The 13065-nt window shown below is 41.4% G+C and carries 12 protein-coding genes; 4 read left to right on the top strand and 8 right to left on the bottom strand.

All coding sequences use genetic code 11. The features are described from left to right. Positions 1–572: 572 nt before the first annotated feature. Positions 573–926, bottom strand: a complete 354-nt coding sequence (gene hxlR, locus AC2Q9J_RS17425; protein ID WP_499041918.1) for a transcriptional activator HxlR — start codon at positions 924–926, stop codon at positions 573–575. A 191-nt stretch (positions 927–1117) separates the two neighbouring features. Between hxlR and AC2Q9J_RS17420 the strand changes: the two genes are divergently transcribed. Continuing rightward, the gene (locus AC2Q9J_RS17420; protein ID WP_499041916.1) at positions 1118–2104 is read left to right on the top strand and encodes a Gfo/Idh/MocA family protein; all 987 of its coding nucleotides are present in this window, start codon (positions 1118–1120) and stop codon (positions 2102–2104) included. Positions 2105–2119: 15 nt separating this feature from the next. Here the strand turns inward: AC2Q9J_RS17420 and AC2Q9J_RS17415 are convergent, their stop codons facing one another. The 4 genes from AC2Q9J_RS17415 to hxlA form a co-directional block, all read right to left on the bottom strand. After that, complete coding sequence (locus tag AC2Q9J_RS17415) at positions 2120–2971, bottom strand: Cof-type HAD-IIB family hydrolase (RefSeq protein ID WP_499041914.1); 852 nt, start codon at positions 2969–2971, stop codon at positions 2120–2122. A gap of 60 nt (positions 2972–3031) precedes the next feature. After that, the gene (locus AC2Q9J_RS17410; RefSeq protein ID WP_499041912.1) at positions 3032–3649 is read right to left on the bottom strand and encodes a cyclase family protein; all 618 of its coding nucleotides are present in this window, start codon (positions 3647–3649) and stop codon (positions 3032–3034) included. Between the two features lie 170 nt (positions 3650–3819). Next, positions 3820–4374: a 6-phospho-3-hexuloisomerase gene (hxlB, locus tag AC2Q9J_RS17405; protein WP_499041910.1), complete on the bottom strand. Its 555-nt coding sequence runs from the start codon at positions 4372–4374 to the stop codon at positions 3820–3822. A gap of 1 nt (position 4375) precedes the next feature. After that, positions 4376–5017, bottom strand: a complete 642-nt coding sequence (gene hxlA, locus AC2Q9J_RS17400; protein ID WP_101190293.1) for a 3-hexulose-6-phosphate synthase — start codon at positions 5015–5017, stop codon at positions 4376–4378. 613 nt (positions 5018–5630) lie between these two features. Here hxlA and zwf point away from each other — a divergent pair. Genes zwf through gnd form a run of 3 tightly spaced genes read left to right on the top strand, consistent with a single transcriptional unit; the run spans position 5631 to position 9989 of the window. Beyond that, positions 5631–7148 carry a glucose-6-phosphate dehydrogenase gene (gene zwf / locus AC2Q9J_RS17395; RefSeq protein ID WP_499041907.1) on the top strand — a complete coding sequence of 506 codons (1518 nt, stop codon included), beginning with the start codon at positions 5631–5633 and terminating at the stop codon, positions 7146–7148. Between the two features lie 31 nt (positions 7149–7179). Next, on the top strand, positions 7180–8553 hold the full coding sequence (locus tag AC2Q9J_RS17390; protein WP_499041905.1) for a glucose-6-phosphate isomerase: 1374 nt from the start codon (positions 7180–7182) through the stop codon (positions 8551–8553). Continuing rightward, a complete protein-coding gene (gene gnd, locus AC2Q9J_RS17385; protein ID WP_499041903.1) occupies positions 8550–9989 on the top strand; it encodes an NADP-dependent phosphogluconate dehydrogenase in 1440 nt (479 codons plus the stop codon). Before AC2Q9J_RS17390 ends, gnd begins: the two co-directional genes overlap by 4 nt. Positions 9990–10378: 389 nt before the next feature. Here gnd and AC2Q9J_RS17380 read toward each other — a convergent pair whose 3' ends face one another. The 3 genes from AC2Q9J_RS17380 to AC2Q9J_RS17370 form a co-directional block, all read right to left on the bottom strand. After that, on the bottom strand, positions 10379–11074 hold the full coding sequence (locus AC2Q9J_RS17380; protein ID WP_499041920.1) for an NADP-dependent oxidoreductase: 696 nt from the start codon (positions 11072–11074) through the stop codon (positions 10379–10381). 11 nt (positions 11075–11085) lie between these two features. Continuing rightward, positions 11086–11328 carry an alcohol dehydrogenase catalytic domain-containing protein gene (locus AC2Q9J_RS17375; protein ID WP_499041901.1) on the bottom strand — a complete coding sequence of 81 codons (243 nt, stop codon included), beginning with the start codon at positions 11326–11328 and terminating at the stop codon, positions 11086–11088. A 250-nt stretch (positions 11329–11578) separates the two neighbouring features. After that, the gene (locus AC2Q9J_RS17370) at positions 11579–12718 is read right to left on the bottom strand and encodes a zinc-dependent alcohol dehydrogenase (RefSeq protein WP_499041899.1); all 1140 of its coding nucleotides are present in this window, start codon (positions 12716–12718) and stop codon (positions 11579–11581) included. Between the last annotated feature and the right edge of the window lie 347 nt (positions 12719–13065).

Here is a 13065-nt window from a genome sequence, read left to right as displayed (position 1 = left end):
GAATGTCTTTTTTGTTTAGTTTTTTCAACCAATATTCAAACTCATATTTCATTTGCTTCTCATAACTCTCTTGGTATCTTAAAATCTTAATTCCTTTCTCTTTCTTAAGATATACTTAGAGAATTAAGCACAACCATTCGTAAAATTACACTTTTAAAGACAAAATGGTCAATGCATCTTTACTCTCCTCTGTATTTGAATAGCTTCTGATAACCTCATGATATGTAAACTGATTTTGAAGAGAAAATCTCTTTATAAATTTTCCGGTACAAAATCACAAATCCAAATATCAGTAAGGTTCCGTCTGCCTGGAAATCAGTGCTGGATTAATTCTAAGTGGCATATCTAAATAAACCGGTTTCCTGTACTGAGTACAGTATTGCATCGCATCCATGGTATTTTCTAAAGTTCTACCTTGAAAACTTCCATTGATTCGACACGCCAGCCCAATATTTACTGGAGTATAAATAAAAATTGTTATATAAGAAACTCCATTTTAAAAAAACGGATTTCATTTTAATTTTAATGAAATCCGCTTTATTTTATTCAGCTATTTTTATATACCAACTAACTTAGTTGATTTCTGTTTTCTTATCCAGGTTATGATCAATATATTCTTTTCCCCATTCATACATCGAGTCAAGTATGGGAATAAGACTTTTCCCCTGTTCGGTAAGAGAATATTCCACTTTTGGCGGGACCACTGGATAAACTTCGCGGTGGACAATCAAATGGTCTTCAAGTTCACGTAGCTGATTAACAAGCATGCGCTGGGTAATCCCCGGCATGAGACTCTTTAATTCGCCAAAGCGTTTCGTTCCTTCTTTTCCTAAATGCCACAGCACCAGCATTTTCCACTTTCCTCCAATGATAGAAAGTGTTAGTTCCTTTTCACAATTAAAAACTTTCTCTTCTAAATTAGGCATCTGTTTTCTTTCCTTTCTTGTCAAAATTCCATCGTATACTTTTGATACTATGTGATAAAAAAGTCAGTACTATAATTAAAGTAAGTTACTAATTATACTAGAAATAGTATAGCTAGTAAATTTTTCTGCATTTGAACAAAGTCGCTGCAATTGTGTAGTGCAACGCAATAAAAAAAGAAAAGAGGATAAACATGATACGAATCGGCATAGTAGGTACAAACTGGATAACAGAAAGATTGCTTGAAGCGGCAGAAGGAGTCGAGAATTTCAAATTAGCGGCCGTTTATTCCCGGACGATGGAAAGAGCTGAGGAATTTGCCAGTCTATATGGGATAACCAACATTTTTACCGACTTGGAAGAAATGGCAGCCAGCGATGAAATCGATGCGGTTTATATTGCCACGCCTAACTCATTCCATGCTGACCAAGCTATCTTGTTTTTAAAAAACTCCAAACATGTATTATGTGAAAAACCGATGGCTGCCAATGCAGCAGAAGTGAAGAAAATGATTCAAGAAGCAAAAGATAATCAAGTGCTGCTTATGGAAGCGATGAAATCTACGTTACTGCCTAACTTTAAGGCCATTCAAGATAATTTGCATAAAATCGGCCCTATCCGCAGATACTTTGCTAGCTATTGCCAGTACTCATCGCGTTATGATGCATACAAAAAAGGAACAGTATTAAATGCATTTAATCCAAATTTTGCGAACGGTTCATTGATGGATCTGGGCACCTACTGTTTATACCCGCTCATTTTACTGTTCGGCGAGCCAAAAGAAATAAAGGCCACAGGTCTTATCCTGGATTCCGGTATAGATGGCGAAGGAAGTGTCCTTTTGAAATATGATGACAAAGATGCGGTTATCATTTATTCAAAAATCACAAATTCCACTTTACCAAGCGAAATCCAAGGGGAAAAAGGAATTATGGTGATTGATAAAATACATTCAGCCGAAAAAGTGGACATTCATTACAACGATGGCACTGTTGAATCAGTGACAGTAGAACAACCTCAGCCCGCTATGTATTATGAAGTGAAAGAGTTTATCGATTTAATCAGCCAGAAGAAAACGGAGTCACTTGTTAATTCGTTTGAAAACTCCTATACCACCATGTGCGTAATGGATAAAGTCCGCCAAGAAATCGGCCTGTCCTATCCAAGTGATTCCAAGTAAACGGTCTTCAATTGATCAGGCCGTCGGAAGCGAATCAGAATTTTTTTCTTCTATATAATTGGAAGTATTCACTGGCTCTAAAATAAACTTTTCTAATACGTGAAGCACTCCTTCTTCATTGTTCGTAAAGGTCGTATAATCAGCCATAGCTTTCACTTCCTTTACGGCATTTCCCATTGCTATACCGAGACCGGCTGTCTCAATAAGTTCGATGTCATTATAGTTGTCACCAATACCGATTATTTCTGAACGGTCTATACCAAGTTTTTTCGCTAAGCATAATAGGGCACTACCTTTGTTTGCCTCGGGATGGGTGATTTCAAGGTAGTGTTTTTTTGATTTTGCGATGTGAGCATACTTGCCGAATAAGGTTTGCAATTCATTTTGTAAGTAATCGAGGACGATTGGTTCTTCGATAAAAAGTAGTTTTGTCACGCCTTTTTGGGCAAGCTTGATGAGATTGGGCTCTATCCTATAGGGCACTTTAACTGCTTCAGAATAAGCAATCAGCTTGTCATTTTCTACGGCACTGTAGAGAATATCATCTTGGTATATTTGTAGATGTAATTTTTTCTCACGAGAAATTTCGATTAACTTTTGTGCAATATCGGGAGGAACAGTGCGCTCATATATTACTTCTTTTTCATTAACATCCTTGGTCAATGCACCTTGATAAGTGATGAGCGGTACATTTATACCCAACTGCAGGGCAATGAGTTTCGCAGAGGAAAACATGCGACCCGTAGCAATCGTAACAATTGTCCCCGCTTCCACCGCTTTTTTAATAGCGGTTACTGTATTTGGTGAAATCATTAAATCGTCTGTGAGCAATGTCCCATCGAGATCGATCGCGACCAATTTATACATAGGCTCTCTCCTTACAATTATGTTTTATCTTTCATGGAAAAATGATTGAAACAGAAAAATTCAACTTAATCCTTCAAACAACAATACTCGCGCAGGTGAAGCCTCCGTACCTACTAATTTCAAAGCCGCGGCAACCATAAAGTATTGTCCCTGCTCCACTTCCTTCAATCTCAGGCCCTCTATGATGATGATGTCATTTGCAAATAAGGTTTTATGCGTCGGATGCCCTTCTTGGCTTCTTTCAATTCCAAGCGCATCTATTCCAACCCCGCGAATCCCTAACTCAGCAAGATAGCTTGCTCCATCTTTTGCCAGATAGACAAAATCAAAATTAAACTTTTCCTCAAACGAGTTTTTCGTTTTTAATAAAATAAAATCTCCTTTTTGAAGCTTGAATCCTTCTAAGTCCGTTTTTGAAATTCCGTTCTTTACTGCCGTCAAATCGAGAACTTGACAAGGCCCTACAAGACTGTCCAGCGAAAGCGATTCGAATGTCTCTCCATCCACATTCATATGAAGCGGCGCATCGATATGCGTTCCGGTGTGCACATCCAGATCCAGCCGCGTTTCCGTAACATAGCCGTTTGTCTGCTGATTGATTTTTGGCTGTTTTTCCGGTTTGTCCTTGTAAACGGTCATGCCTTCATAGATCGCCCCTGTTACATCATACATTTTCATGTAATCCAACCTTCCATTACTAATATTGTCTTCAATGATACCTTCACCTTCGCATGCCATTTATACAGTTGTCCAATGAAAATACTTTAGTGCAAAAAAGTTCAAGCTTGATAAACAATTAAAAATAAGCTTGAGCTTAAAAAATCTTAAACTCAAGCTTATTCGTTGTTCTATTCTAAATTCGCATGTCTGCCATACATGACATCGGATTTGAGTCCCTTTTTATCCATGAATCTCAAAATCACCGCGTCATAAAACACAAGAAGCGACTGTTCAAACAATGATCCCATCGGTTGAATCGATTTGCTACTAGTGCCCTCCCCTTTTGCTTGTGCCGGTATTTCAATTCGAATATCCGCCAGTTTGCCTATTGTAGACTCAGGGTTTGTAGTAACAGCCACTATGGTTGCACCGATGCTTTTGGCTTTCTTCGTCATGGCTGCGAGGCTTTGGGTCTCCCCGGAACCAGAACCGACAATGAAAATATCATCGACTTCCAGGTTCGGTGTCACCGTTTCTCCAACCACATACGCATCCAGGCCTACGTGCATCATACGCATCACAAATGCCTTAGCCATAAAGCCGGATCGGCCCCCGCCTGCCACAAATATTTTCTTTGCACGCAGGATGCCGTCCACTGCCTTTTCGGCTTCCTCATCATCAATGAGAGCAGTGGTCCGCTTCAATTCAGCCAGTATTTCGTCTGTATAGCCCGCCGTGTTCATATTACGCCGTCACACTTTCTTTCATCATCTTTTGAATTTTTTCCGCTTCCGCGCCCTTGTTCTCTTTGCTTGTAATTCCACCGCCGACAATGATTAAATCCGGTTGTGCTTTAATGACTTCCGGCAATGTCTCCAGTTTGATGCCGCCTGCAATAGCAGTTTTGGCATTTTTTACGACGCTTTTGATTGTACGAAGATCTTCGAACGAATCTTTCCCTTCCGCTTGCAGATCGTAGCCTGTGTGGACACAGATATAATCCGCGCCAAGTTCATCAAGCTCTGCGGCCCGTGTTTTGATATCTTTTACGGCGATCATATCCACCAGGATTTTCTTACCTTGTTTTTTCGCTTCTTCAACTGCGCCCTTGATGGATGAGTCTTCTGCCTGAGCAAGAATCGTAACAATATCTGCTCCTGCAGCAGCAGCATTTGATACTTCATAAGCTGCAGCGTCCATAATTTTCACATCTGCAAGAACTTCCAGGTTAGGGAAAGCTGCTTTTATTTCTGCGACAGCTTTAAGACCTTCTTTATTGATTACTGGAGTTCCGATTTCAACGATATCGATAAACGCCTCTACTTCTTTAACCACTTCGATTGCTTGTGGAATGTTTACTAAGTCTAAAGCTAATTGTAATTTCATGTGTAATTCTCCTTATTGTCGTATTTTTGGTTCTAACTTAGTGTAAAACCAACAAGCATTTTTGTGAAGTACGCACTTTAATTTCACATACTGACAAAAAGTATACTGTCGGCGGCTATCACAATGGTAATCTGTTTAATTTCATATATATGCATTTATTTCTTAATGTATCTGATTAACTTTATAGTTCTATTAAGACCGCTTTAAGATAATCCAATTACTTTTTCCTTTTCACTAAACACTCAACACGACTTATCCAGTTTGAAAATCAATTACTTGTTTCTTATCCGAATGAGCTATTGTAACTTTTTTGCAATAGATTACTTTCGATAATGAGATTTAACCTTTGTTATTTCTCCCTCAAAAAATCCTAAATTCCTTAACTTCTAAAAAATATTTCATGATAGAGATATTTTGTATATCAGATAAGTTTTTAAGAACCGGATCCCTGGTGAATGTCCTCCTCTTTCCCCTGCAACAGTATACTTTTTGTAAGTATATGTTTATAAAGTGCGTACTTACATAAAAAACTTTGAGTCATTATACTAAAACCTGTTGCGATTATCAGTCTTGCCAGAGACATCATAGTTTTAAAAGTAGGAGGTTTTAACAAATGCACATCGAGAATCTGCTTGAAGGATTAAATTTTCAAAATGATTTATTTGAAATCAAACAAGAGCGGTCCCTGCAAAACATGACATTTGTCTTGTTCGGAGCAACAGGAGATTTAGCACAACGCAAGTTATTTCCTGCTCTGTACAATCTATACCTGGACGGGAAGTTACCCGAAACCATCTCGATCGTTGGTTTGGGGAGAGACTATTGTTCAGATGAAATATTTCAGTCTAAAGTGGAAAAAGCACTTTACGCATATTCCAGAAGGTCCATTCACGCTTCATCTTTGCCAGCTTTTTTAGAGAAATTTCGGTATTGCAGCTTTGATGCGACAGAAAAAGAGTCTTACTACAAACTGCGCGAACTTATTGAAAACAGGGAAAACGAGTTGGGTATTCCTCAAAATCGACTGTTTTATTTGTCTGTGACCCCCAGCTTAATTGATATTATCACGTCCAACCTTAGTAAAAGCGGAATCAGTCAAAACAACGGGTGGAAACGCCTCGTTGTTGAAAAACCGTTTGGAAACAGCCTAAAAACAGCCAGAAAATTAAATGAGAATTTGAGCAACGTGTTCCGCGAAGAGGAGATCTACCGAATTGATCACTACCTAGGGAAACCTATGGTACAAAATCTAAGAACCTTGATCTTGGCGAATCCGATCTTGGAATCTTTGTTGAATCATAAACAAATTTCAAATGTCCAAATTACAGCAAGTGAGACTGTAGGTGTAGAAAACCGGGCTGATTATTATGATAAGGCAGGAGCCATCCGGGATATGGTTCAAAACCACCTTCTTCAGTTGGTCACAATGACAGCTGTCTATCTTTCGGATAACTTCATGGAAAATAAGGGCCGAGTGAAAAAGACAGACATTATTGCCTCTCTCCAATCCATCCGGAAAGAAAAAGCATACCAAAGCGTTGTCCGCGGCCAGTATGGTCCGGGAGAGGTTCAGGGCAACCCTGTCATTGGCTACAAAGAGGAGCCGGGGGTTAATGATTCCTCAACGAATGATACTTTTTTTGCAGCTCGCCTTTCTATCGAACACCCCTCATGGAATGGAATCCCCTTTTATATACGAACAGGGAAACGGATGAATCAGAAGTCGACACAAATTGTCATTGAATTCGAGAACAAGGTGATGGATTTAAATACACAGTTAGGAAGCTCTCCAAATTTAATGATTCTTGAAATTAGTCCAAATGAAAGCATTTCGTTGCGCGTAAATTTAAAAGATCCATCCAGCACTCGATACAAACCTGTTTGGATTGATTTCTCAACCAGCTCAGAAAATCAGCCGGAAGCATATGAACTTCTGCTCTATGATGCACTGCGCGACGATTCAACGTTCTTTGCCGATTGGAGAGAAGTGGAACTATCATGGAAGTGGATTCAACCACTATTAGAAGCTTACCAAGAGGATTTATTGCCTTTATATTCTTATCCAGCCGGTTCAACAGGTCCAGAAATGGCAAATGAGTTATTGCTGACGGATCAATCGAAGTGGTGGTAAAAAATAGTTCATTCAAAAGGAGAGAGATTACATGACCGTTTCATTTGATTTCACCAATGTATTATCGTTTATGACGAATAGCGAGTTTGAAAATATTAGCGAATTTGTCAAACAAGCGCATAACCAACTTCACCAGCAGACAGGACCGGGTTCTGACTACTTGGGGTGGATCGACTGGCCGATTAACTATGATAAAGAAGAGTTTCTCCAGGTGAAACTGGCTGCCGAAAGAATTCAGCAACAGTCAGATGCGCTGATTGTGATTGGCATCGGCGGCTCTTATCTAGGCTCCAAGGCAGCAATAGAAGCCTTATCGCATACGTTCCATAACCAAGTTAAAGGAAATACGGAAGTTTATTTTGCCGGACATAACATTAGCCCAGCTTATATCACACATTTGCTTCAGATACTGGAAGGGAAAGACATTTCAATCAATGTGATCTCCAAGTCAGGCACGACCACTGAACCCGCTTTAGCATTCCGGATATTCCGCACCTTTCTGGAAAAAAAGTATGGAAAAAAAGAAGCCGGAAACCGAATTTATGTCACAACCGACCGGAGCAAAGGCGCGCTTCGGAACCTTGCAGTTGAAGAAGGATATGAAACATTTGTCATTCCTGATAATATCGGAGGACGATACTCCGTTTTGACTCCAGTCGGTTTACTTCCGATGGCTGTAGCCGGGCTTAATATCGACCAAGTGATGCAGGGGGCAAAAGCTGCTTACCACAAATACAACAATCCCGTACTCGCTACAAACGAAAGCTACCAATATGCTGCAGTAAGAAATATTTTTTATAATAAAGGAAAATCGATTGAACTGTTTGTAAGCTACGAGCCTGGCCTGCTTTCTGCAGCAGAATGGTGGAAACAACTTTTCGGGGAAAGTGAAGGGAAAGATGAAAAAGGACTCTTCCCCGCTTCTGTCAATTTCTCCACTGATTTACATTCAATGGGGCAGTATGTGCAGGAAGGGCGCCGTCTATTCTTTGAAACAGTTTTGCAAGTGAAGAAACCTTCCCTCGATCTTGTCATACAAGAAGATCCAGCCAATATGGATGGGTTGAACTTCTTAGCAGGAAAAACGATGGATGAAGTGAACAAAAAAGCGGCACTTGGAACTTCCCTTGCCCATGTCGATGGAGGTGTGCCGAATCTGGTCATTGAGCTAGACGAACTCAATGAATTCACCTTTGGCGAAATGATTTATTTCTTCGAAAAAGCCTGCGCGATCAGCGGCACTTTACTCGGTGTCAATCCATTTGACCAACCAGGAGTAGAGGCATATAAAACCAATATGTTTGCATTGCTTGGCAAAGAAGGATTTGAAAAAGAAAGAGAAAAGCTGGAAAATCGGCTGTTGCCGTCTGGCAACTCACAAAACGATGAGGTGAAAATACAATGAAGCAGCAAATTGGAGTCATCGGTTTAGGGGTAATGGGAAAAAACTTAGCCCTGAACATGGAGAGTAAAGGTTATTCTGTATCTGTCTATGATTATTGGACAGACCGAATCGACGAATTAGCTGAAAAAGAAGCACAAGGAAAAAAGATTTTGGGAGCATACAGTGTTGAAGAGTTTGTCCTTTCATTGGAAACCCCCCGCAAAATCTTGTTGATGGTGAAATCTGGAGACACGACGGATTCGGTCATTGAATCCCTCCTTCCCCACCTTCAATCAGGGGACATTCTAATAGACGGAGGAAATTCGTTTTTTGAAGACACGAATAGGCGAACAGCAAAATTACAAGAAGCAGGCTTGCACTTTCTAGGCGCCGGAATTTCCGGCGGAGAAGAAGGTGCCCGCAACGGTCCTTCCATCATGCCCGGTGGACCGAAAGAAGCATATGAACAAGTCAAACCTATTCTGGAAGCAATTTCGGCAAAAGTAGATGACACTCCTTGCAGTGCCTATATGGGTCCTGATGGAGCTGGCCATTACGTCAAAATGGTCCATAACGGCATCGAATACGGGGATATGCAATTGATATCCGAAGCCTATTTCATCATGAAACACGCGCTTGGCCATTCTGTCCTAGAAATGTCCACTATATTCTCGGATTGGAACAAAGGGGAGCTTGACAGTTACCTTGTCGAAATTACCGCCGATATTTTGAACAAGCGGGATGAAGATACCGGGAAGCCGCTTGTTGATCAGATTTTGGATGTGGCCGGACAGAAAGGGACTGGGAAATGGACAAGCCAAAACGCGTTGGATTTAGGTGTTTCCCTTCCAATCGTCACAGAGTCCGTTTTCGCAAGGTTTATTTCCTCGGTCAAGGAAGAACGGGTCGCGGCAAGCAAAATTCTGCAAGGCCCTGAACCGAAAAAACAGGCAGGCGACTCCCAAGAAATGATTGAAGCCATCCGCAAAGCCTTATACATGAGTAAGATTTGCTCGTATGCCCAAGGTTTTGCCCAAATGCGTGCGGCATCTGAAGAGTATGGCTGGAATATTCCTTACGGGGATGTTGCCATGATCTTCCGTGGAGGATGCATCATCCGGGCGCAATTCCTGCAAAAGATCAAAGAAGCATTTGACGGCAATCCCGAACTGCCTAACTTATTAATTGATCTATATTTCCAGGAAATTATAGGGGAGTATCAGCATTCTCTACGAAAAGTGCTGACGCTGGCCATTCAGCAAGGAATTCCGGCGCCCGCTTTTTCAAGCGCATTGGCTTACTATGACAGCTATCGCTCTGAGACATTGCCAGCCAATTTAATCCAGGCACAACGGGATTACTTTGGTGCCCATACGTACCAGCGTGTAGACAAAGAGGGCTTTTTTCATACCGAATGGCAAACCAAATACCCAAGAGAAAAGTGCACAGAAGCTTGATGATGCTGCTATCGCTTAATCATACCGAAAGGCCCGTGGGAAGTGAAAACTTTCCCACGGGCCTTTTCGTGTGGCACATTTACAAGTTGTTGAATTAAAACAATCATTCAATCTATTAAAGAAAGGATTAACCTTTTTTTATTGTATTACAAATTCAGTACAGCTTTTTAAAACAAGTGTAAGCATGACTCTATACAGTCTTCTTCAGTAGGTTTCTAATCGCCGTTTATTAGTTACCGGAAAAACGTATCTTTCTTTATCACTGTGAATCGGAAACTCCGTATCTTCATTTCTGAAAGTGATGCCAGACATGTCGAATTGCCGGCAAGAAATTCGCTTAATTGAAAACAGCTCAACAAAGTACGATTTGTTATTATATGGGCCTATGCTTAAATGGATGAATCTACTTCGATCAACACTTTCCCACGGGTCTTTCCAGCCAATTCATGTACGGTTCTAACCTCAGAAAGAGGAAATCTTTCCGTAATAAAAGGAACTACAGCCCCTTCATCCACTAATCGGGCAATTTGCGTCAAGTCGTCTGCATTGCTTCGAACAGCCATTCTTTTTGTATTTACTCCTAATTGTTCAGCAAGCTCCTTGCTCGCAGGAGAAAGTGCGGAAACAAGCATGCCTCCTTTATTAAGCAAAGGCAGCCACGTATTTACTTCATCTGATTTGGCAGGCGATACGTTAAAAATCAGATCAACTTTTTCATTCAATGCTTCAAGAACCGGTTCATTTTTATAATCAATGATTTCATCAATACCCAGTTCTTTCAGTTTCTGAAAACTGTTCTCGGAAGCACTCCCTATTACATAGGCTCCTTTCCATTTCGCAAGTTGGACTGCAAAGGAACCAACACCTCCAGCCGCTGCTGTTATGAGCACTCTTTGGCCTTTTTCCAGCTTCCCGATTTGAAACAGGGCCTGCCAGGCTGTCAGGGCTGCCAGTGGAATCGATCCTGCATCCTGTAACGTTATGTTAGTGGGAGCTGAAACTATATTCTTTGCCTTTGAAACGACATATTCTGCGGCAGCACCATCTCTTGAAATATCCAGATAGCTGAATACCTTCTGGCCCACCGCCAAAGATTCTACGATTCCCCTGTTTTCTCAATCACTCCCGCAACATCACTGTGAGGGATGAATGGAAATTCGGGTGAGATGATATTTCCTTGCCTGATCGCTGAATCCAACGGGTTATAGGATGTGGCTGCCACTTTGATCAGCACTTCGTCCGGTCCGACTTCGGGAATACTTACCTCGCTCAACTGAATAACTTCCGGTCCTCCGTGCTGGTTAAACACTGCCGCTTGCATGTTGCTATTTTCCGGCATTTCAAGCCCTCCATTTCTTCCAAAGTTGGATATTTTTATGGAGTTGAGTCCAAATTAAATAAGAATCTATTAACAAATAAACCCATCGTAACAGGTGTGAACTGAACTTTATATAGGAGCAACTTTATAAAGTATCTACTATTTGGGACTCAGTTCAATAGTAAGTGGATCGATAAATTCGGCAAAAAAATCAAACGCCCCATATGCCATGGGACGTTTGATCATATAAAATCCCAGTATATTTATGGCGTTACGGTTTTAAGATGACTTTTGTGCAATCGTCCGTGTGGTCATTGAAAATCTTGTAAGCGTCACTTGCTTTTTCAAGCGGCATGATATGCGAAATGATTTCACGCGGATCGAATTCGCCGTTCTCGATTTTTTCATAAAGCATCGGCATCAAGTAAATGACCGGCGCCTGTCCCATCTTCATGGTGACGTTGCGCTCAAACATATTGCCGAGCGGGAACATATTATAAGTAAGGCCGTAAATACCTGCCAGCTGGATCACACCGAATTTGCTGACTGCATCTTTGGCAATATCGATGGCACTAAGCGTTCCACCTTGCAGCTTCAATTTTTGCTGGACTGCTTCAGCCGGAGATTTCTTGCCGTCCATCCCTACACAGTCAATAACGATGCGCGCGCCGCCGCTTGTAATTTCGTGGATGAAGGCACCCATATTATCATACTGCGTGAAATCAAATACCTCTACGTTATTCATCTTTTTCGCCAATTCCATGCGATATGGAATTTCATCAACTGCAATCACGCGTTTGGCACCTTTCATCCAGGCAAATTTCTGTGTCATCAGACCAATCGGTCCACAACCGAGGACAACTACCGTATCGCCTTGTTGTACTCCTGCATTCTCCACACTCCACCAGGCGGTTGGCAGAACATCCGACAAGAACAGCAAAGATTCGTCTTCGAGCTCTGAGGATTCCGGAATGACGAATGGCATAAAATTACCATAAGGGACACGCATATACTCTGCCTGACCACCCGAGTAGCTGCCATACCGTTCAGTAAACCCGAAGTAGCCACCCGTATCAAAATGAGGGTTGCCATTGAAGTTGTCGCACTGGCTCTCCATATCGTGGCTGCAGTAGAAGCAATGTCCGCAGCTGACGTTGAACGGCAGCACAATCCGGTCGCCTTTTTTCACCTTGGTGACCTCTGGTCCAACCTCTTCTACGATTCCCATCGGTTCATGGCCGATCACATAATCTTTTCTTGCTGGCAAAGCTCCTTGATAGATATGTAAATCGGATCCACAAATCGCTGTCGAAGTGACTTTAACGATGATATCATCCTTTTTTTCAATTTCAGGAGATTTCACGTTTTTCACTTTCATGTCTTTCACGCCTTGAAAAGTTACGGCTTTCATTTTTATCCCTCCACTTTATTTCACAATATTATTCCCCCTCCCTTTTTCCATCCCATCAAAACGTAGCGAGCAGGAGAGAGCGATTAACTCCCATCCTCTCTCCCTACCGTTCGCATTTTTCGGCATACGTCGGTTCAATTAAGGTGCATGATGCAAAGCTTCATAACTTGCGCCGTGACTTTTGTGCACTTGGAAACTCCAGTAGGAGATTCAAGGGTTCTCTGCAATACAAAACTTTTGAAAATCCGCCAGTAACTCCTGCTGTTAAACCGTTCGTAAAAGTACACTTTTACGAACGCTTTGAAAACAGCCGAAAATGGCCAAAAAGAGCGTTCGTAAACGTGTCA

The sequence above is a fragment of the Planococcus sp. RAB007_Raresut genome (assembly GCF_057369535.1).
Note: the sequence above shows the minus strand (reverse complement) of the source record. Positions and strands in the feature narration are given on the sequence as shown.

Coding starts and splice junctions, on each gene's coding strand:
- hxlR (WP_499041918.1), bottom strand. CDS start 926: ATGCCTAATTTAGAAGAGAAAGTTTTTAATTGTGAAAAGGAACTAACA.
- hxlB (WP_499041910.1), bottom strand. CDS start 4,374: ATGAACACGGCGGGCTATACAGACGAAATACTGGCTGAATTGAAGCGG.
- hxlA (WP_101190293.1), bottom strand. CDS start 5,017: ATGAAATTACAATTAGCTTTAGACTTAGTAAACATTCCACAAGCAATC.
- AC2Q9J_RS17415 (WP_499041914.1), bottom strand. CDS start 2,971: ATGTATAAATTGGTCGCGATCGATCTCGATGGGACATTGCTCACAGAC.
- AC2Q9J_RS17410 (WP_499041912.1), bottom strand. CDS start 3,649: ATGAAAATGTATGATGTAACAGGGGCGATCTATGAAGGCATGACCGTT.
- AC2Q9J_RS17390 (WP_499041905.1), top strand. CDS start 7,180: ATGACCGTTTCATTTGATTTCACCAATGTATTATCGTTTATGACGAAT.
- zwf (WP_499041907.1), top strand. CDS start 5,631: ATGCACATCGAGAATCTGCTTGAAGGATTAAATTTTCAAAATGATTTA.
- AC2Q9J_RS17375 (WP_499041901.1), bottom strand. CDS start 11,328: ATGCCGGAAAATAGCAACATGCAAGCGGCAGTGTTTAACCAGCACGGA.
- AC2Q9J_RS17370 (WP_499041899.1), bottom strand. CDS start 12,718: ATGAAAGCCGTAACTTTTCAAGGCGTGAAAGACATGAAAGTGAAAAAC.
- AC2Q9J_RS17420 (WP_499041916.1), top strand. CDS start 1,118: ATGATACGAATCGGCATAGTAGGTACAAACTGGATAACAGAAAGATTG.
- gnd (WP_499041903.1), top strand. CDS start 8,550: ATGAAGCAGCAAATTGGAGTCATCGGTTTAGGGGTAATGGGAAAAAAC.